General features: G+C 53.5%; 17 protein-coding genes. 4 read left to right on the top strand and 13 right to left on the bottom strand.

Features of this window, described 5'->3' with window-relative positions; all coding sequences use genetic code 11:
- Window positions 1–103: 103 nt before the first annotated feature.
- Window positions 104–463, bottom strand: coding sequence for a (2Fe-2S) ferredoxin domain-containing protein (locus MHH78_RS13780; RefSeq protein WP_036727434.1), 360 nt, complete (start codon window positions 461–463; stop codon window positions 104–106).
- Between the two features lie 148 nt (window positions 464–611).
- Between MHH78_RS13780 and MHH78_RS13775 the strand changes: the two genes are divergently transcribed.
- From MHH78_RS13775 to MHH78_RS13765, 3 genes are all read left to right on the top strand, one after another.
- Entirely contained in the window at window positions 612–2,198 is a 1,587-nt protein-coding gene (locus tag MHH78_RS13775; RefSeq protein WP_341167737.1) for an AraC family transcriptional regulator, read from the top strand.
- A 102-nt stretch (window positions 2,199–2,300) separates the two neighbouring features.
- Window positions 2,301–3,326, top strand: coding sequence for an ABC transporter substrate-binding protein (locus MHH78_RS13770; protein WP_341167736.1), 1,026 nt, complete (start codon window positions 2,301–2,303; stop codon window positions 3,324–3,326).
- Between the two features lie 143 nt (window positions 3,327–3,469).
- Window positions 3,470–3,703, top strand: a complete 234-nt coding sequence (locus MHH78_RS13765) for a hypothetical protein (protein ID WP_341167735.1) — start codon at window positions 3,470–3,472, stop codon at window positions 3,701–3,703.
- Between the two features lie 5 nt (window positions 3,704–3,708).
- On the opposite strand, the gene MHH78_RS13760 is transcribed toward MHH78_RS13765, so the two are convergent.
- From MHH78_RS13760 to MHH78_RS13705, 12 genes are all read right to left on the bottom strand, one after another.
- Entirely contained in the window at window positions 3,709–4,806 is a 1,098-nt protein-coding gene (locus tag MHH78_RS13760; RefSeq protein ID WP_341167734.1) for a GerAB/ArcD/ProY family transporter, read from the bottom strand.
- A gap of 34 nt (window positions 4,807–4,840) precedes the next feature.
- Window positions 4,841–6,046: a Ger(x)C family spore germination protein gene (locus MHH78_RS13755; RefSeq protein WP_341167733.1), complete on the bottom strand. Its 1,206-nt coding sequence runs from the start codon at window positions 6,044–6,046 to the stop codon at window positions 4,841–4,843.
- Window positions 6,036–7,568: a spore germination protein gene (locus tag MHH78_RS13750; protein WP_341167732.1), complete on the bottom strand. Its 1,533-nt coding sequence runs from the start codon at window positions 7,566–7,568 to the stop codon at window positions 6,036–6,038. The genes MHH78_RS13755 and MHH78_RS13750 overlap by 11 nt, the downstream gene beginning before the upstream one ends.
- A 179-nt stretch (window positions 7,569–7,747) precedes the next feature.
- Window positions 7,748–8,788 (bottom strand): NAD(P)/FAD-dependent oxidoreductase, encoded by a 1,041-nt coding sequence (locus MHH78_RS13745; RefSeq protein ID WP_341167731.1) that lies wholly within the window; start codon window positions 8,786–8,788, stop codon window positions 7,748–7,750.
- Between the two features lie 27 nt (window positions 8,789–8,815).
- Window positions 8,816–9,850 carry a FecCD family ABC transporter permease gene (locus tag MHH78_RS13740; protein WP_341167730.1) on the bottom strand — a complete coding sequence of 345 codons (1,035 nt, stop codon included), beginning with the start codon at window positions 9,848–9,850 and terminating at the stop codon, window positions 8,816–8,818.
- 2 nt (window positions 9,851–9,852) lie between these two features.
- Complete coding sequence (locus tag MHH78_RS13735; RefSeq protein WP_341167729.1) at window positions 9,853–10,911, bottom strand: FecCD family ABC transporter permease; 1,059 nt, start codon at window positions 10,909–10,911, stop codon at window positions 9,853–9,855.
- A 232-nt stretch (window positions 10,912–11,143) separates the two neighbouring features.
- Window positions 11,144–12,058, bottom strand: a complete 915-nt coding sequence (locus MHH78_RS13730; protein ID WP_341167728.1) for a phosphotransferase — start codon at window positions 12,056–12,058, stop codon at window positions 11,144–11,146.
- Between the two features lie 198 nt (window positions 12,059–12,256).
- On the bottom strand, window positions 12,257–12,568 hold the full coding sequence (locus MHH78_RS13725) for a hypothetical protein (RefSeq protein WP_341167727.1): 312 nt from the start codon (window positions 12,566–12,568) through the stop codon (window positions 12,257–12,259).
- A 123-nt stretch (window positions 12,569–12,691) separates the two neighbouring features.
- On the bottom strand, window positions 12,692–14,386 hold the full coding sequence (locus tag MHH78_RS13720) for an oleate hydratase (RefSeq protein ID WP_341167726.1): 1,695 nt from the start codon (window positions 14,384–14,386) through the stop codon (window positions 12,692–12,694).
- A 130-nt stretch (window positions 14,387–14,516) separates the two neighbouring features.
- Complete coding sequence (locus MHH78_RS13715) at window positions 14,517–15,125, bottom strand: TetR/AcrR family transcriptional regulator C-terminal domain-containing protein (protein ID WP_339310434.1); 609 nt, start codon at window positions 15,123–15,125, stop codon at window positions 14,517–14,519.
- Window positions 15,126–15,212: 87 nt separating this feature from the next.
- On the bottom strand, window positions 15,213–15,974 hold the full coding sequence (locus MHH78_RS13710; RefSeq protein WP_341167725.1) for a metallophosphoesterase family protein: 762 nt from the start codon (window positions 15,972–15,974) through the stop codon (window positions 15,213–15,215).
- A gap of 103 nt (window positions 15,975–16,077) precedes the next feature.
- A complete protein-coding gene (locus MHH78_RS13705) occupies window positions 16,078–17,673 on the bottom strand; it encodes a sigma-70 family RNA polymerase sigma factor (protein WP_341167724.1) in 1,596 nt (531 codons plus the stop codon).
- 286 nt (window positions 17,674–17,959) lie between these two features.
- On the opposite strand from MHH78_RS13705, the gene MHH78_RS13700 reads away from it, so the two are divergent.
- On the top strand, window positions 17,960–20,131 hold the full coding sequence (locus tag MHH78_RS13700) for a YDG domain-containing protein (protein WP_341167723.1): 2,172 nt from the start codon (window positions 17,960–17,962) through the stop codon (window positions 20,129–20,131).
- Window positions 20,132–20,152: the final 21 nt, after the last annotated feature.

Raw genomic sequence — 20,152 nt, 5'->3', positions numbered from 1 at the left:
CCCCCTTTTAGACTTTTCTATCTATTGTAATGCTCCCCTTGGAAAAAATAAACAGCCCTTAGCCGGAGAATTCCAGCGGCGGGCTACACTGATCACTATATTATCATTTCTTCTTCTTACCTTTGGCACCCTTGGGAGTAGCGGCCTTGAAGCCTTCTTCATACGTATAGAGCAGATTCTCTTCGAGCTGTTCTCCCTTCAGCACCTTTCGCACCAGGCTTTTGGCAGATTTAGGGGTGACATCCCTGTACCATACGCCTTCCGGGTAAGAGATCACGACACAGGCATCCGAGCATCTTCCGTTGCAGCGGGTTACTGTTGTATGTATCAGTGCATCTGCCCCTTGCTTCGTAATCTCATCCTCAATCGCTTCCGCTACCTCTTCACCCTTATGCTTCTTGCAGTCACTTCCGTTGCAGATCAGCAAATGGCTGACCGTTCCTTGCAGATTCCAGGTTGTCATGGCCTTCTTCGCCCCCTCTAATACAACTATACCCTGCTTGTCTCTGACCCTAAACTTTACCTTTCGATTCGAGGATCGTCAATAGCAGGAAAGACTGTTATACTATTACTGAGAATGATTATCATCCAAGAAAAGAGTGACTTGTAACATGCAGACGCGAAATGCCGGCAGTTCAATGCCTACTCCTCATAGCTTTTATATTCCGGTACATGTAACGGCACTGGATAAGGCTACCTTTGACCGGGAAAATCCCATTCCCCCCTTCACCTCATTCCTGGTAGTAGTCACCGGCGGAAGCGGAGTCATCGGGCTAGATGGAGAACGTATCCGTCTATCCGGCGGTCATACCTTGTGCAGTGACAGTCCGGTGGATATCAGGCTGCCCCGCAGCCATAAGCTGCAGGGTGTGTGGATCGAATATGCGGTGATCTCCGGCAACAGCCGGCCCTTCAGCCCGCTGAACCATGATCTGCCGGTCCGAAGCTGCCCTCCCCAGGTAAGCACGCTTGCTGTGCAGCTTCTTAGCAGCTGGAACCAGCCGGAGCAGCGCACGCCATTTGCCTTACAAGCTCTGTTCACAGAGCTGCTCACTGAGCTGCATAATAGTGCTGCCGAGTACAAAGAACCGCAGGCTCAGTGGATTGACCGTGTACTACATCATATAGAGTCTAATTATAATGAAGATTTGACGAGAGAACAGGCGGCCGGACTTGCCGGAGTGACCCCGGAGCATTTCTCCCGTGCCTTCCGCAGATTCACCGGGCAGACCTTCAACAAATATATAACGCTGCTGCGCATCCGTAAGGCCCAGCAGCGTATCCTTACAGGAGCCCCGAATCTGAGTACGCTGGCGCTTGAGGTTGGTTATAGCGAAGGAACCTATTTGAGCCGCAAATTCAAGCAGGTGGTAGGAATTTCGCCTTCAGCCTATCACCGTAAGAGCAAATCCGTAGTCTCCCTGAACTTCAATCATACGGCCAGCCTCCATGCGCTCGAAGTCGTTCCCCGGCTGGGAGTCTATTCGTCCTGGATGGAGAGCATGCAGCCCGTTCCCTCCAGGAAGCTGCTGGATGAAGGAATCGGCTCCGCAGGTCTATACGAACGTCTGTCGTCAGCCCGGCCGGATGTCATTATCAGCTACTCCTTGCCTGACAAGAGCAAGCAGCTCCTGTCCGTCGCACCGGTAATTGAGATTCCCTTCATGCAAATGGACTGGCGGGAGCAATTCCGGCTGATTGCCGAGGTGACTGGGCGTCAGCCGCAGGCTGAGGCCTGGCTAAGCCTCTATGACTGGCATTGTTACCAGGCTAATCAGCTGCTGGACCGGCGGATCGGTGACCGTGGAACCGCCATGGTCCTGGAGCTTGGCGCAGAGACGGCCTACTGCTTCAGCAGCAGCTACGGGCGCGGGACGCAGATTCTGTATCATGATCTTGGTTTCCGCCCGCCGCTTGGCCTCGTTGCCGAGGGACTGCTGGATAAGGGCTATCTGGAGATTGCCTTCCATAACATCGCCCGCTACCCCGCTGACCATATCTTCATTACCTCTAGTAGGGAGGCTGCTGAAGCGCTGGAGCCGCTGCAGAGCTTTCTTCATCCTGTACAGCAATATCATATCGATGACTCTCCAGGCGGAAGAATCTATTACCTGAATCAGCCTGGCATGTTCTACGGGTTCGACCCGCTCTCCTCCGAGGCTCAGCTGAAGGTCCTGGTGCAGGCGTTGACATCATAAATTTACATAGCCGGACATCACATTCAGCCATAGTCTAATCATAGCAAACTCTGTAAAGTGTTATTGAGAATGATAATCGTTCTACATTAAGGAGGCTGCATCTTGAAAATCCCGTATTTACGTTCTCTCCGCATTCACCCGAAAGCTTGGATGGTCCTGTCTTTGCTTCTGGCATTGACTCTTATCGTCTCGGCTTGTAGGAACAACTCTTCTAATAGCAGCAATGGTGCTGCTTCAGCTAAGGCTACCGGCACACCCGCTTCCTCCACTCAGCCAGAGAAGGCTGCTGCAACCGCAGCTCCCGCCTTCCATACTGTGACAACTGTGAATGGAGATATTGAGGTGCCGGCAGCACCGAAGCGGATTGTTGCCGAGGAATATCTGGGCAGCTTGATTGCCCTGGATACGATACCGGTCGGTGCGCCCGGGCTTACCCTGGAGAATATGTATTACAAAGAATTCCTCACAGGAGTCGCAGATACCGGCACATACGGTAAAATGTCACCGGAGAATATCATCGCGCTGAATCCCGACTTGATTATCTCCGGCAATGCAGACAGCTATGCGGCGCTCAGTCAGATTGCCCCAACGGTCATTGTGCCATATGGCGATTTGAAGAATGCGCATGAAGAGCTGACCTATTTCGGTAAGCTGCTGGGCAAGGAGCAGGAAGCAGCAGCCTGGCTGGCTGATTACGATAAGCGTATTGCTGACGCCAAGGCCCGTGTGGATGCAGCCATTCCTGCCGGGGCCACCTTCAGTATTCTGGAGCATGCAGACAAGTCCACTTGGGTCTATGGGGATAACTTCGGACGCGGAGGACAGCCTATTTATCAGGCGCTGGGGCGCAAGCCGCCGGCTGGAGTGGCTGCTGAAATTATGGAGAAGCAATGGGCAGAATTATCCGCTGAGACCCTGGGTAAATATGCGGGTGATTATCTGGTCATCACCGACAATACCTGGGCTGCTCAAGATTTCCAGGCAGACCCGATCTGGGGCAGCCTGCCGGCAGTCAAGAACGGGAAGATCTACGTATGGAAAGAAGAGCGCTCCTGGTACTATGATCCGATTGCCGTTCTGGCCCAGACGGAGGAGCTGGCTGATTGGCTGACCGGGGCACAACAATAATGGAGTCATGAACAAGCTGCCCGGAGCCTTCAATGGCTTCCGGCAGCTTTTGGCGTTTACCCTATCCATTACTCGGAGATAATAGCTGTAGCCCGCCGCACCGGAACCGGTGAATTATTCTTGCGGTGCACAAGGAGACCTCCATGAAGATTATCAGTATCTATGTCCTGTTAGCTGTTCTTACGCTTACGTTAATAGTCATCATTGATGTGATGTCCGGCATCAGCCTGCGTGCATCCATTCATTCGCTCTCGACCATCTTTGCTACAACCACACTACAGGAAGCCATATGTATCACAATCTTCCTGCTTCTCCCGTTCGTTCAGGTAGCCGTTCATGCCTCTAAGAAGCGTCAATCCCACCGGAAACCGTCTTAATTCTGCTAACGGTACAATCCGAACTTGCGCCGGACAAGATGAATCAGCAGCAGCAGGATTGGAATCACCGCACAGAATACCGGCAGAATCGTCTGCAGAAAAGTCTTCCCGTCATTCATATGCTCCGAATAATTCTGCGCGCTGACAAAAGAGCTGAACAGCATAATCACGCCTGCCGGAATAACCAGCCTGCTTGTATCGTTAACCTTGAACAGATCGTTGGCAATCGCAACAGCAGCATAACAGTAGACGGTCAGCTTAAAGAACGCCCCGATAATCAGTGTAAGCATAACCAGGGCATCCAGCCGTTGAATGAAATTGGCCATATTCACAAGGGTAATGGTCGTAAACATGGGAAAGGCGGTACGGCTGTACAGGTTCTCGCCAAGCACAGACATTTCGATTGCATGCGTGAAGCTGAGCAGACAGGCGCTGACAATGATGGCTGCGATTCCGGTTTTCTTAATTTTCCGGGATTTATTGAAGTGGGGCAGAATGGTAGTGAAGCACATCAGTTCGCCGAACGGAAAGATCAGAATGTTGGGATAGGCTGATTTCAAGGCTTGCTTGTAATCATTCATATGAAGCGGAAACAGATTCTTATACTCTACCAGCCCGGCTGAGATTACAGCAATAATACAAACGCACCCCATAATGATCACGATCCACAGGACAATCTCGGCAGTCCTCGCGAACACTTCTATCCCTTTGCTCAGGATATACATCACTGCAATAATCATGATTGAATTAATGATCAGAATAGGGGTTTTGTCATAGGAGGCCGAGATCAGCAGATCACCCGCTTCCCGCAGATTTCTTGAACCGTTATAGAGAAGCACCGGCAGGAACAGCAGACTTACCGGCCAGCCCAGCCATGGCCCGAGAATAGAACGCGTATACCCGCTTATGATCTGGTTCGGGAATTGGAGGCAGAGATGTGCGAACACCAGATACAGCAGAACGCCCCCGGGAAGGGCAATCAGAATGGCGAGCCAGACTGCATGTCCGCTCTCCAGGCCAATAGGTACAAGCACGGCGGTTCCCAGCTCAAACAGAATGATCAATGCAAGCAGCTGGCTCGGGCCGATCACTTCTTTTTTCATAACATCAATCACCTGATTTCTGCGGTTAAGCCAATTATTTATCTTCGGGGATATAAGGTTTCAGACTCATGCCTGTACTGCGGATGTAAGCCTTGATCTTGAGGTCCAGCTTCCCCTCCGCGAAGATCCGGCCCCAGTCCCCGTCCAGCGCCGCCCATTCCTGCGGATTCGTCCGCTTCAGCTCATTGCCGAAATTGAAAATATCGCTCTCCAGCTGTTGTCCCTTATGAAAAGCCTGCATCACTTCAATCCTCGTCTTCTTCTCCAGCTCTTGTTCAAGCTTCATGATCTCTTCCCGCTTGCTGAGATCCACGAAGCTGTCCGTTTCATTGACGCTCCCCTCCTCGGCAATCGTCACATGAAAGACCGGAAGGCCGTCTTCCATCGTGGTCTTTACCTCCGTTCTGGAGTAGATGATATTGACGGCAATGGATTCTTTTTTATCATCTGAATCAATATCCAGCACTGTTTCTTCTATCTGGTTAAGCAGCCACTCGGTTCCCCGTGCTTCTGAGTCTTTCATCCAATAGAGCAGCTTGCCCTGCCTGAAGACCCCAAGCCCGCTCATCATCGTCTCGGTCAGGGTCTCAGACCCCTCCAGATTGCTTTTCTTCTTCCCTTCCTCCGCATCTCCATTGATCTTCACCGCATTGATCGTCAGATCCCCTTCTCCAGTAATGCCTTGAATGACATCGAATACTCTAATGATCCGGTTCTCCCCCCAGACGCTGGAGGTATTCTGCGCTTTTTTGACCAGTCCCAGAGCCGGCAGACTCTCTACAGGGGTCAGCAGCTTCATGACAGAGGCGGCATCGCTGCCACGGGCAACCAGTATTTCTGAATTGAGCCGCAGCTCATGGGACCGCTCGAAGATGTCGAAGATATCGTTAATCCCATCCCGCGCCAAGGACTCTCCAAGCACAATAAGCTGGGTATGGGCAAAAAAAAGCTGGCGGGTTACATGCTTTGACGCCCGCCGCAACGCGCCGAACATCGTTTTGTCTGTGGCCGACACCACCACTACAGCAGGCTTGCCGCTCCCGGGAGAGGTACTCGTCGATGTGGAAGACGGATTGACCAATTGAAAGGTGACCCGGTATTCATCGGTCTCCGGAACGAGATCCATCCCTATGCCGCTTACGATGGCCAGCTCATTCAATTCCCGGCTGTTCCAGCAGCCGCTGAGCGGCATGACCAGCATTGCGATGGCAATCAGGTGCAGCAGCCCCTTAGCGTTCATTGGATTCCCTCGTGGAGGCCCCTTTGCCTGCGGAAGCAGATGCCGAGCTCCCACCGTTGTTGACCAGACGTTTTCTGAGCTTCATGAAGCTCTTAGGGGAACGGATGAAGGTATCCTTCAGATTCCCCGGAACAAAGGGACCGATGGGCGTCATGTAAGGAACACCGAGTGAGCGCAGGCTGCACAGATGGGCAATCAGCATAATAGTAAATATAGCGATGCCATACAGCCCCATAAATGCGGCGATCGCCATGATGATAAACCGCAGCATGCGGATGGAGAGCGCCATGTTGAAGGCAGGTGTAGCAAAGCTGGAGATTCCTGTGAGCGAGACCACGATTACCATCGCCGGCGAGACGATCCCTGCCTGAACCGCCGCTGTCCCAAGCACCAGACCGCCGATGATGGATACGGTCTGGCCGATCGGCGAAGGCATGCGGACCCCTGCTTCCCGGATAATCTCGAAGGTAACCTCCATCAGAACCGCTTCTACAAAGGCAGGGAACGGCACCCCCTCCCGCTGTGACGCCAGATTGATCAGCAGCGGGGTCGGAATCATCTCCTGATGGAAGTTCAGCGCCGCGACGAAGATCGCCGGACCATACATTGAAATGACCAGGCACACAAAGCGGAGCATCCGGATCAGCGAGGAGATATCATACCGCTGATAATAATCCTCCACCGTATGAAAGAACATGAAGAAGGTAGTGGGGGCAATCAGCACAAACGGAGTACCGTCTACGAAAATGGCAATCCGTCCATCTAGCAGATTGCCCGCGACACTATCCGGGCGCTCCGTATTGAACATCGTGGGGAACGGGGAATATTTATTGTCCTCCACGATCTGCTCAATATATCCCGACTCCAGAATCATATCGACCTTAATCTCCTGAAGCTTATCCTTGAATGCCTGAATCGTCTCTTCGTCGGCAATGCCGCGGATATACATAATCGTGATATCGGTGTGGGTCACATCGCCCAGCTTCATTGTTTCGGTCCAGAGGTCCGGGTTCTTGATGATTTTGCGGACCAGGGCAATATTCGTGCTGATGGTCTCCGTGAAGCTTTCTTTGGAGCCGCGGATGGCGACCTGGGTGCCCGCCTCAGTAACCGCGCGGGACTCCCCGCCGCAGGTGCTTCCACTGATACCTCCCTCCACTCCGTTAACCAGAATAACTGTGTCTCCCGACAGCAGTGCCTCGAGCAATCCGTTGATATCGCTGACCAGCTTCTCCTTGCCGATACTAAGGGCATTCTCTTTAATATAGCTGTAGACTTCCTCCGGGGTTACCGCAAGCCGCGCACGGTCATTCAGAGCTTGAAAGGACATCACATGCGAGATGTAGTCATCGACCATCACTCTGTCGGTAATGCCGGCGATATATATTGCAGCCACACGGGCTGTTCTATTAATTAATTCATAGGTGCGTATAACCAGATCGGGACTGTTCCCGAGCCTTGCTTGAATGGTACTGATGTTGTCTTCCAGCTTAGGGGAGACCGGCGAATTTATATTCTCCATATCCGCACCTCCTGGCTCTTACTATTCGCCCGCTATCCTTTTTTTATACAGCATATGGAATGTGTAAAAGCAGAACAAGCTGTCCCCGGTACGGAATAATCCGTGTAAGGGACAGCTTGTGCAGATACAGCTTATGGTATAGCGCCGGTACACCGGCTGGTATCTCAGAAGGAGGAATGCTAGTGGTTATCTACTACGCCAAGCGCCTTGTTCTTCTCCTTGAACCGGTCATTATGGGAGGAGACGTAGGCTACCTTCTCAGCGGTAGGGTCCATGTACAGCTTCGCGCTGTTCAGGGCAAGCACCGCGTCGGTGAATGTTCCGGCAATAAGCCGTACCTTGCTCTCATAATCCACGAAATCTCCGGCAGCGAAGATACCCGGCAGATTGGTCTCCAGCTTACCGCTGACGTTCGCCCACCATTCTCCCATATCCAGCCCCCAGTCCTTGAGCGGACCGAAGTCGCTTCTCAGCCCGTGGTTGACAATGACGGCATCGACCTCAAGCTGCGCATGCTCCCCGGTCTGTATATGGCAGACGGTCACCTGATCGATCTGCTCTCCATCGCTGCTGTGCAGCTGGCTTACCGCACAAGGCACACGCACATCCACCGAGGAGGCCTTCATCCGGGCAATATTCTTCTCATGCCCGCCGAACTGCTCCCGGCGGTGCACCACGGTTACGCTGGCGGCAATCCCCTCCAGCTCATTCGCCCAGTCCACTGCGGAATCGCCGCCGCCCGAGATCAGTACCCGCTTGCCGCGGAAGGGCTCCAGCTCCTGTACCGTGTAGTGCAGATTCGTCACCTCATAGCGGTCCGCGCCTTCAATCTCCAGCTTCGCCATCTGCAGAATACCGTATCCGATGGTAAGTATGACGGTACGGGTCCAGTGCTGCTCGCCTGTGGCTGAGGTCAGGATATACGTTCCGTCCTCCTGGCGGGCCTGGTGAACAATCTGCTGTCCGAATACAAGGGTAGGATCGAAGGTACGCGCCTGCTCTGCCAGCTGATCAATTAACTGGCGGCAGAGAATAGGTGTTACTCCTCCGACATCCCAGATCATCTTCTCAGGATAGATCAGCATTCTGCCGCCCAGCTCATCCTTCGCTTCAATCAGCTTAGTCTTCAGATCCCTCATTCCGCTATAGAACGCTGTATACATGCCTGCGGGGCCGCCGCCAATAATCGTCACATCGTATAATTCCATTGCTTCGTTCATTGATATCCCTCCAAGGTCTGGTTGTATTTAAGATTTGGTACGGGCCAGAAGATACAGAAAGTATGGAGCACCGATGACAGCTACCACAATGCCGGTAGGAATCTCGGACGGCTGCAGAATCCGCCGTCCGATCGTATCCGCCGCAATGACAAGCAGCGCGCCGATCAGCGCAGAGGCGGGCAGCATCAGCTGATGCTTCGGTCCAACCAGCCGCCGCGCCAGATGCGGGCCGACCAGCCCGACGAAGCCGATACCTCCGCTGACCGCTACGCTGGAAGCCGCAAGGCCGACCGCTGCTGCCAGCAGACGGAACTGCTCTCTGCTCACATTAGCACCGAGTCCTGTCGCTGTCTGCTGGCCCAGATTAAGTACATTCATCACCCGTGCCTTGTAGATGACATAAGGCAGGAGAATCACGATCCAGGGCAGCAGGGATAAGACAAACTTCCAGCTTGTGCCCCAGATGCTGCCCGCCAGCCAGGTGGCAACGAACTGATACTTGTCCGGATCGAGGCGAAGCGTCAGCACGATCATCGCCGCGCTCATGCCTGCCGCCACTGCGACCCCGGTAAGCAGCAGCCGGATCGGCGAAATGCCCTGATGACGCTTGTAGGCGAGGCTGTAGATCAGAGCAGCAGTACAGGCCGCCCCGGCAAAGGCAACCACAGGCAACAGATAGACCGGTGCCGCCGAGGTCGTCGGATAGAAAGAGATCAGCAGCATGACCATCAGTCCCGCCCCGGCATTAATGCCGAGAATACCCGGATCGGCCAGATCATTGCGGAAGACCCCCTGCATCACTGCGCCGGATACGGCAAGTGCGGTACCAATTAACAGAGAAATGACAATCCGCGGCAAACGGAACTGGAACAGAATCAGCTCCTGCTTCTCCGTCCCCTTGCCGACCAGCGTATCCAGCAGCTCAAGCGGAGTAAGTCTTATGTATCCTGTATTCATACTTATAATGAACATTATCACAATCAGAACGGCCAGCACGCCGATCACTCTCAGGCCATACTTACGCCTTGCATCTTCTGAAGAAATTATCTTATGGCTCTGCATCTTTACAGCTCCCTTCTTTCTTTTCGGGCCAGATACAGGAAGAACGGTACCCCAATCAGGGCTATAATCGCACCCACCGGCGTTTCATGCGGCGGATTGATCATCCGGGCGGTCAGATCGCCCCCGACCACCAGCAGCGCACCCAGCACCGCAGAGCAGGGAATAATCCAGCGGTAATCCACACCCACCAGATAGCGTGTCAGATGGGGGATGATCAGGCCGACGAACCCAACAGCTCCCACTACAGCTACCGAGGCTCCGGCCAGAATCAGGACAATTAGCGTACCAGCCAATTTCACCAGTCCTGTACGCTGCCCAAGCCCCTTGGCAATATCCTCACCCAGGCTGAGCATCGTAATCGAACGGGACAGCACAATGGCTCCCAGGATAGCCGCTATCACCCATGGGGACATGATCTGCAGCTGGAACCATTTCGTTCCTGCCAGACCACCGGCATACCAGAAGGCAAGATCTTGTCCGATGCGGAAATAAAGGGCGATGCCTTCGCTTAGCGCAGAGAGCAGCGCACTGAGAGCAGCACCTGCCAATACGAGCCTGGCCGGGGTTAGTCCGCCCTTCGCCAGCGAGCCTACACCGTAGACAATTCCCGCTCCGGCTCCGGCGCCAACGAAGGAATAGAGTATGAGATACATGAACGGCAATCCCGGAAAAAATGCAAAGCAGACAGCCAGTGCAAAGCCTGCTCCAGAGTTAATGCCCATCAGTCCCGAATCCGCCAGCGGATTGCGGGTCATCCCTTGCATAATCGCCCCTGCCACAGCGAGGCCGGCTCCCACCATTACGCCGCCCAGCACACGCGGCAGCCTAAGCTCGCGGATGATCTGATGCTCGGTAAGTTCGGGATTGAAATGAAAGACTGCGGTCCATACGACCGACAGCTTAATATCTGCGGCCCCGAACGATACGGAAATAGCGATACCCAGCGCCAGCGCAATCAAACCGCCAATAAGAATTAATGTTGCCGCCCAGGGACGGGACCGCAGCTTCAGCCGCTTTGCCTTCTGATCCAGCCCGCTCCCGGACACTGCCTGTTGATTCATGAATGTCACCTGTTTCTTTGAAATTGATTCTCATTATCATTATCAATATTGTAAAGGAACAGGTCAAGGTTTGGCAATGGACAAAATAAAAACAAGTAGAAACGGCTTTGCCGTCCTTTAAAAGGATGGCAAAGCCGTTTCAGCGAGAAGGCGGATCGTACCTTATCGCGGCCTTTAAACGACCAAATGGTGCTGCTAGCCCTAGCCCCATAGCCGCAACCAAATAATGAGCCTAATCCGACAGTGCCCGCATAATATTGGATTTCGCCTCTGCCGCAATCGCTTCATTCCCGTCATCGACCGCTTGCATTAAGATCAACATGGGGATGTATACCGCCATCAGCCGCGCCAGCAGCTTCGTCTCCTCGTCCGCTCCTCCATACGTTTCGAAAAACACGCCGCGGGCGAAAGGTGGTAAAAAGCTGTAAGCAACGCTCAAATCGCAAGCCGGATGGCCTACGCTCAGATCGCCCCAATCAATGATGCCGGAAACGATCCCGTTCTCATTCACAAGCATATTTTTGAAATGAAGATCGCCATGCAGCAGTGCATTCACCGCCTCGACACGGTCCTTTTGCAGACTGTTAATATACGCTTCGATCACACCGGACTCCTCCGGCGACAAGTGTTCAGCCACCTTCGATAGAAAGCCCTCCAATTTCACTTTGCGCGATGCGATGTCCGTCAAGCTTCGATGATCTTGCTGAACTCCACACTCCAGCGCCGCCTGCACCGGAAACTCATGTAATCTCCGCAAAAATCTCGCCAGCGTCTCTGCCGATAAAGCCCGGCGTTCTTCCGTCAAACCGATGGGGAAATCTCCCGGCACGTGGCCATAGCCAAGAAATGGTGCCGGATATTCTTCACTTGCTTCGCCATAAAACAACGGTTTCGGATAGGGGATGGTCAAATATGCCTCCAGCTTCGGCAGCAGCTTCCCTTCCATACGAATCGCGCCAACTGCAAACGTTCTTCTTGGAAACCGGAACACGTACTCGTCACCGATGAGAAAAACCGTATTGTCCCAGCCCCAGCCCAATCGCTTCACTTGCTTCGATGACAGCTGAGGGAATTGTCTGCCGATCAGCGTCCGCGCCTGCTCTTCGTTAACCTCCCACTCCGCATCCCATACATTCGTTCCTCCCATGAATTGTCTGCCTCCTCGTTCCTTCCCTCAATCATGCATTCGATAAACCGAACCCACCTATGAGGTCGCCTCATTTTTTATGCTATCAACAACAAAGTTTAACATAGCCATATTTATAAAAACAGCCTATCCTCCCGGTTCCATCCTGTTAGAGATGTAACTGGAGCATAGGCTGTCAGATTGGCGGTTAGTTGAGTTCTATACATTCTGAAGCGTGCCGCCAAATATTTTGCGGATGTACCCTTGCAGCTTGCCGATATGCGGCACGAAGAGGCTTTTGTCATACACATAATTGGATTGGGTTACCAGCTGTGAATAGAGCAGGAAGAGGATGGCCGCGAGCTCCCGGTCAATCTGCCGCTCATGCTCCATCAGAGCATACGTCTCATCCAGCGCCTCATAGAGCTGAAGCAGAGCCGTCTCATTAATGATCTTACGGCGCAGCGGTACAAGAATATCTGTAGCAATAGCATCAATCCGCAGAATAACAGCCGCCAGTCTCTCGTTCACACTATTCTCCTCCTGCAATGACTGAATGGTTAAGCGCTTGCTTATTACCATCCTATGTCTGCCGGACCCCAGGCATGCCTGGGCAGCGGAATCAGCTACCTCGTGTAATCCTCGTATTCGTCTCTAGATCATTTTCGAGAGTACCGTTCCCGCCAGCAGCTCACCTAGCGTCTTATCGAGCGGCAGCGGCTTGTTGCCCAGGCAGGTGCGGAGCGCGGTCAGCAGCACACGGACATCATATTTGCTGGGATGAACAGGAATCACTTCTTTGTCCAGCGCCAGCAGATTATAGACGGCCATCATTGCGGAGCGGACCGAATACTCCACGGTGAACACGCAGTCGTCCGGCACTTCGGCGAACTGGCCGAGGAAGGCTAGATTCACACTGCCCTGCGGCACGACCTGCGGACGGTCACCAAGAACGCGCGGCATGAACTGCGCAGTGATATAAGGCATCATACAAGGGATGACGTTAGTGGTATGCTCCAGAATCCCGGGAATGCGGTCCGCAAGACCCATATGGTAGCACAGTTCCTCCAGCAGCTCGCGTCCGGTGCAGTCGCTCATTTTTTTCTTGATATAGTCGCCTTCGGCATCCGGGAACAGGCCATACGCCCACAGTACCTTCACATTGTCCGGCTGGTTGATGAAATGCGGCTGCTTCGGTGCGGTCCAGGACATCATCCAGCTGGAGTCTTTGATCGTGACCACGCCGCCCATGCCGGGAGCATCTCCCGTCAGCTCCAGCAGATAAGGGAATACAATCTCATCATCGGTAAAAGTCATTGTGAACGACAGCCATTTGGACTTGTCGATATCCCCGCAGAACACTTCAGGGCGGCCGAAATCCGGGGATTTGGCAGCAAGCTTCTCCCAGAGGCTCCAGCACCCGCGTTCAGTAACGGACCGGTTCAGCACCGCCGGGTGGTCCAGATCGCCAAGGGTAGAATTCTCTGTCATTGAGCCGTTCGTGACCATGACCAGATCCCCGCGTGTCACCGGAATCGTCTTCGGGGAACCATTAACCTGCACCTGAATCGCGGTTACAACCTTCTCATCGCCGCTCATACTAAGCTCCAGATCCGTAACCTCATGCCCTTTGTCAAAATGAACGCCCTCACGCTCCAGCCATTTCATCAGCGGCAGGATCAGCGAGTCGAACTGGTTGTATTCGGTGTGCAAAATTCCTTTCAGCTGGTTCATCCCGGAGATCAGGTGCATGAACCGCTCCATATAACGCTTCACCTCTACCACGCTATGCCAATTCTCGAAGGCGAACATGGAGCGCCAGAAATACCAGAAATTCGTCTCCAGGAAGCTCGGGTCAAAAAACTGCTCAATCGTCACCGCGCCCAGTCTCTCTTCGGTAGCCAGCGTCAGCTTACCTAATTGCAGTGCATGTGCGGTAGAGAGCCCAAGCGATGAGAAGTCGGCGGGGGTGCCTTGCTTTTCGATCAAACGGCAATGCGATTCAATCGGTTCAGCCAGGTTCAGCTCCCGGAATTCATCCAGCACTGTCCGGTCCGGATTGGTCAGGGAAGGGATGAAGCCGAACAGCTCCATGAAGCATTCGAAGTGCTCTTCAATCTCGCGTCCGCCCCGGGCGCTGTAACCGTCCTTGGCATTGCCCGCCCCGTCCATGGAACCGCCGTATACAGCTGATTGCTCCAGAATATGAATATTCCGGCCGGGCATATGCCCGTCACGGATCAGGAATGCCGCCGCCGACAGGGAGCCGATCCCTCCTCCGACGAGATAAGCCTTGCGTGAAGCGATGCCTTCCTGTACCTGCGGATGAATTCTTTGATATGTACCCATGTGTCCTCTTCCTTCCTTGATCAGGGGATAAGTGCCTGCTAACTGCCTTCACTATAACCGCCGTGAACCAGGGATTCTATGGACAGCCGGACGCAACTGTCTAGGGATTACACATCCGCCCGATATTGTGTCATGACTTCACCGGATGAACTGCAGACTGATAATGCTCAAGCCCCCGGGCAATGCATCCGTCCATAATCCGTGATACCTTGTCCACCACTCCGGCCGGATCTGTATTCGCCCCGGCTCTGAGCCAGTGGATCACCTGTTCAAGGATGGCCAGCGTGTAGAAATCGGCTATATCGAGTCTGGCCTGCATTCTCACAGGCTCCGGAATCTGCTCCTGTCCCGGCCACGCCTGCCCGTCCAGCTCCTCCACTACGCTGATCATGACGCGGTAAATGACTCCGTACAGGAATTGCTCCAGATGCTCTCGTCCCAGCGAATGGAAGGTATTCAGACAGATGGTTTTGTTATTTACGGTGTAACGCAGGACGCTTAAGAATCCTTGCTTCCAGCCCGCCCAGCAGCAGTATTGGTCCAGTCCTTCAATCACTTCTGACTTGTAGATCCAGCCGAGCAGCTCATAGATATCCTGAAAATGATTATAAAACGTATGACGGGTCACCCCGCAATCTGCGGTAAGCTGCTGGATCGTTATTTTGTTCAGGGGCTTGGTGAGCATAAGCTTCTTCAGAGACCGGGCTAACGCGTTCTTCGTTAAGAGTGAATTGGACATCTCTGCCTCCTGTGAGCGCTTGGATTTGATATTCCAATTATAACCAATTGGGAGTTTGTTTTCATCCCGCCTGCTCCGCAGCTCTTGTTACTCCCGCTCCCCCAGCCGGACTGCATAGGTCTTGTATCCCGCTTCGCTAATCTCAAGGCAGTTCAACTGCTCCCCGTACACACAGCCGCCGTCGATGCCTATTTTGTCGCCCAGCGGACTGAACCAGACGCCTGCACCGTCCTGCAGATCTACCGTAGAGGTATGGCCGAAGACGACCGTCTTCTCCGTAGAAGTTACAGGATGATTGTAGAAAGGCTCCCGAATCCAGATAAAATCATACTCCCGCTGCATCCGCCAGTCGGCAAGGGAAGGATCAATGCCCGCATGAACGAACAGATGGGTCTCCGTCTCATAGTAGTAAGGCAGCGAACCCAGGAAATCCAGATGCTCCTTATACTCCGTACGCATGAACCGCTTCATCTCCGTGTAATCCTTCCAGCCTGAATCCGGGTGCAGCAGCACCGAATCCCGCCCTCCGCAGTAGCTCAGAAGGGTGTGGAATCCCCCATTGGTTATCCAGTGGGTATCCCGCTTATCATCCTCTCCCGCCAGCGCATCGCAGGCCATCTGATCATGGTTGCCCCGCAGCACAATAACCCCCTCTGCTTCAGCAAGCCGCTTCACCTGCTCCACGACCGCTCTGCTGTCCGGCCCTCTGTCTACATAATCGCCCAGCAGGATCAATTGATCCTTGGATGGGTTATACTCCGCCCGGCGGAGCAGCAGGCTGAATTCCTCTATACAGCCGTGAATGTCACTGATCACTAATGTTCTGATGCCGCTCTCCTCCTTCTTCACTTGTAACTGTCTTGACCTGGAGTATTCATTATACTATATAGGCATAAAAAAGAGGTTCACCCGCCAAGCGTTCAGCTTAGCAGGGAAACCTCCTGGTTACATTCTATTCCATCCGCGCGGATGACGGGTGCTGTACCGGCCGTTCCGCAGCACGGTCCCAGCGCCAGAGGGCGTCATGCCCCTCCAGATGCAGGCCGCCGTACCATTCATCGATACTTTGCAGCTGTAGCCGGTCGGCTGCTCCGGCCAACACCTGCTCTCCCCATCCAGTCAGCGTAACGCTGCGATGCAGGAATTCCGGCACTTCCCTGTAATCTGTTAGCTCTGCTACACCATCGATCTCAATCAGAGGCTTCTCCCCGGCTGTCAGTGTGCGCAGGATCTTCCAGTATTCCGTATCGCCCATGCCAAGCCGGTGCAGCTCATCCGTCACCTGCCGGAACAGCTTAAGCGGCGTGTCCATTCCATTAGCCACGGCTTGAAGGGTGGTCTGTTCGACGATCCCGAGACCATTCTCTACGGAAGGCAGGCGGGAGAGATGGGCCATGAAGGCGTCATAGGCAAAAGCAAGTGCGCCCCCCGCCAGCTCCTCCCGCTTCGCCGCAAGCAGGTCCGCGAGCTTCCGGGGATCGGAAGCGGCGTAAGCCTCCCACAGCAGGCTTCCCAGCTGCAGCTCCTTGCGGCCGATATTCCGCCAGGTTCCCGGCAGGGTACTCAGCTGAGCTTCCGTCAGCTGTCCCAGACCATGGAACAGCTCAATCCCGGGGAATTCTCCGATGCAGAGCAGGCTCAGCTTCGTTTTGCCCAGCTTTTGCCCATTGAACCAGTGTAATAGATAGGCCAGCATACTCTGGTCGAACAGATCATGCTCGAACCACAGCACCACCTCATCATACTGACGGAATCCGCTAATCCTCTGCTCCTGCTCCGCACAGCCCGCCATATATTCAGCCGCCGGAATGCCCATCGTGGCCTGTAGCACCTCAGCCCGCAGCTGCTGATTCTGCTCTGCCACCGGATCTATGAAAATCGGCCCCGCCGAATAGATCTCTCTCCACACCAGCACCTCCCCCTGGACAATCCCCTGCTTCAGCTTGTCTCCCACCGTGTCACCATTCACAATATGCAGCATTCGCTGTCCTCCCTCATGTAACAAATGAAATGCAGCCGCCAGATCGACAACAGGCAATGCCCCCTTCAGCTTGCGTCTGCCGTCATACAGCCTTTTCTTCAGCGTAGCAACGGAAAGGTCCAGATACACGGAAATCTCATGAAGCGAGTACCCGTAGAAGTAGAACAATTGCAGCGGTACCCGCAGCTTGGCAGACAATTCCGACACTGACCTGTGGAGCACCTGCGTCCATTCTCTATGTTCGGCAATCTCCGCAACCCCTGGAGAAGAGCCCGCGACATGCACCGCCGCCTCCAGAGGCAGCAGGGCTTGACGCTTACGCCGCAGCAGCCGGTGACACTGTCTGACCACAATGGTTTTGAACCATCCCGGAAACGCCGCAGGCTCCTGCAGGCTGGCAAGGTTCATATACGCCTCCAGCAAGGCTTCCTGTACCGCGTCTTCCGCAAGCTGCACATCCCCGAGCATATCGTAGGCCACTACGTAAGCCATCCCCCGCACATGCCCGCTAAGCTCCCGGAAGGCTTCGGCATCGCCCTTCTGCGCCTTTTCAATCCAATGCAGCATACGTCTGCAAACCTCATTTCTGTATTTTTATCGTGTTCTAATGATAAGTGCCGGTCCGGGAGGAAAAGGTTACAAAGAGGGTGCAGAATGTATTGACCAGTGTTAGATTTATATTTTGGTAAATTAAATTTGCAATGATTATATTTATTTAAATCAATTTCGAATGATATGTGTTACTATTATTTCATTTAGCCAAGCTCGGAGGCCAAAACTGTTGCCCGGAGGATATTAAGTGATACCCAAGGCCTATATCAGCGAAGACAATACACTTTCAGGAGGCTTAATATTGAATCATACACCGGGCAAGCTTTTTCTCTCTACACTAATGATAGTAACTGCACTATATTCTTCTGCCGGAACAGCTTTTGGCGCAGCAGCTCCTCAATTAACTGGAATCACAGGCCACTGGGCACAGAATGAAGTTACCGATTGGGTTGACAAAGGGCTCATTCAGGGATACGCCGACGGCAGCTTCAAACCGGACAATAGTCTGAAAAGATCAGAGTTCATGGCGCTCATCAACCGTGCCTTCGGATTCACCGAGACGGCACCTGTTGCCTATAAGGACCTCTCTACAAGCAACTGGGCCTACACCGAGGTTGCCAAAGCCGTGAAAGCCGGATATATCAGCGGATATTCAGATGGTACCATCGGTACCGGCAAGACGATCAGCAGACAGGAAGCCGCAGTGATTATCAACCGGTTATTGAAGCTGGATGCCGCGCAGACCGGCGCTCTTTTCAGCGATTCCAAGGATATTGCCGCCTGGGCACTGGATTCTGTCAACGCCGTGGCTGCCGCAGGAGTCATGAAGGGTTACTCCGAAGATAACAGCTTCAGACCCGGCAGGGAAATTACCCGTGCGGAAGCAGTAGTATCCTTAACACGGACCAAAGCTATTGAGGAGGCTCCGGCTAATACTCCAGTAAATGGTGGAGGCACATCCTCAGCAACCGCCTCACCGACAGCTAGTCCAACATCCACACCAACTGCTACACCTACGCCGGTTCGGAGCACCTATGTCCCTTCCGACCCAACGGCTGCGCCTACAGTTACACCAGTAGCGACACCAACACCTGCAGTTACACCTACACCAGAACCTTCACCAGTTCCTACACCAGCACCTACTCCTGATCCGGGTGATACGTCAGCCCCTCTACTTACCAGTGTGACCCTTGGAGCGGTTACTGTAGGAGATAATGTATACGGAACAAGCAACGAAGCGGGTTATTTGTATCTGGTCCCCTCCACAGTGGCCGTAACGACAACGGGTCTGGAAGATTCTGTTCATGCCGCTCTGGGTAAAAAGCTGGCGGTAACCGCCTCCGTCTATTCCCCGCTGAATACGCAGGGTCTGCCTGCCGGTCATTATATTGTGTATGCTGTAGATGGCTCCGGCAATATCTCGGCCCCTTCCAGCACGATTGAGGTTAGAGCGATTGAACTGACTATAGGGCTTCCAATCTCCCTGACGGAATCCAAACTCTATGACGGCAATGCTCTTGCAGCAGTAACCGGGGGCTCGCTGTCCGGTGTATTGGCCGGAGACACAGTTAATATTCATGCCTCTGCTTCCTACAGCAGCGCGGCGCTTGGGGTGAACAAGACCATAACCGTTACCTACACATTAAGCGGAGCCCAGGCAGCCAGCTATATCGCACCCGCTCCCTATATCGTGAATACGGGCAGTATCTCACTCCATCCTTTAACCATCGAAGCTCCGAATTTGACCTTGGCGAAGTTCAAGGACGGAACCACGGCAGCAGCGGTGATTCCCGGACAGCTTATAGGGGTAGTTCCCGGGGAAAATGTCACTGTGAGCGCCGTTGCCAACTATGACACATCATCCATTGGGACGAACAAAACCATAACTGTAGTCTATACCCTTAGCGGAGCAGATGCAGGCAACTATATTGCACCTGCGAGCTACATTGTCACCAACGGGGAAATTGACCGGGATCAGATCACACGCTCCAGAGTCTATGACGGAACGACTGCGGCAGCGGTAATCGTTGGTGCGGTAACCGGTATCATCGACGGGGATGATGTGACTGTGCATGCTGCCGGGACCTATGACACTCCTAACGTGGGAGTGAACAAAATCATCACCATCTCCTACACCCTAACAGGTATAGACGCAGGCAACTATTTCCCACCTGTTAGCTATACCATCAGCACAGGTATCATCACCGCCTTACAGTTGGACATTACAGCACCAGTGATCACAGAATCCAAGACCTACGATGGAAATGCATCGGCCCAGATCACTCCAGGTACCCTGATCGGAGTTATTCCGGGGGATGATGTTACCGTCAGTGCAACCGCAACCTACAGCGATGCTGCTGCGGGCAGCGGCAAACTTATCACCGTGGTCTACACCTTATCCGGCGACGATGCTGGTAACTATGCGGCACCGGGGAACTATATGATTTCCACGGGTGTGATTGTAGCGCCTTAAGAAGATATCTGTGAACACATG

This window comes from Paenibacillus sp. FSL H3-0333, assembly GCF_038002805.1.
Lineage (GTDB): Bacteria > Bacillota > Bacilli > Paenibacillales > Paenibacillaceae > Paenibacillus_AQ > Paenibacillus_AQ silagei.
This window is presented reverse-complemented; position numbering and strand designations above follow the sequence as displayed.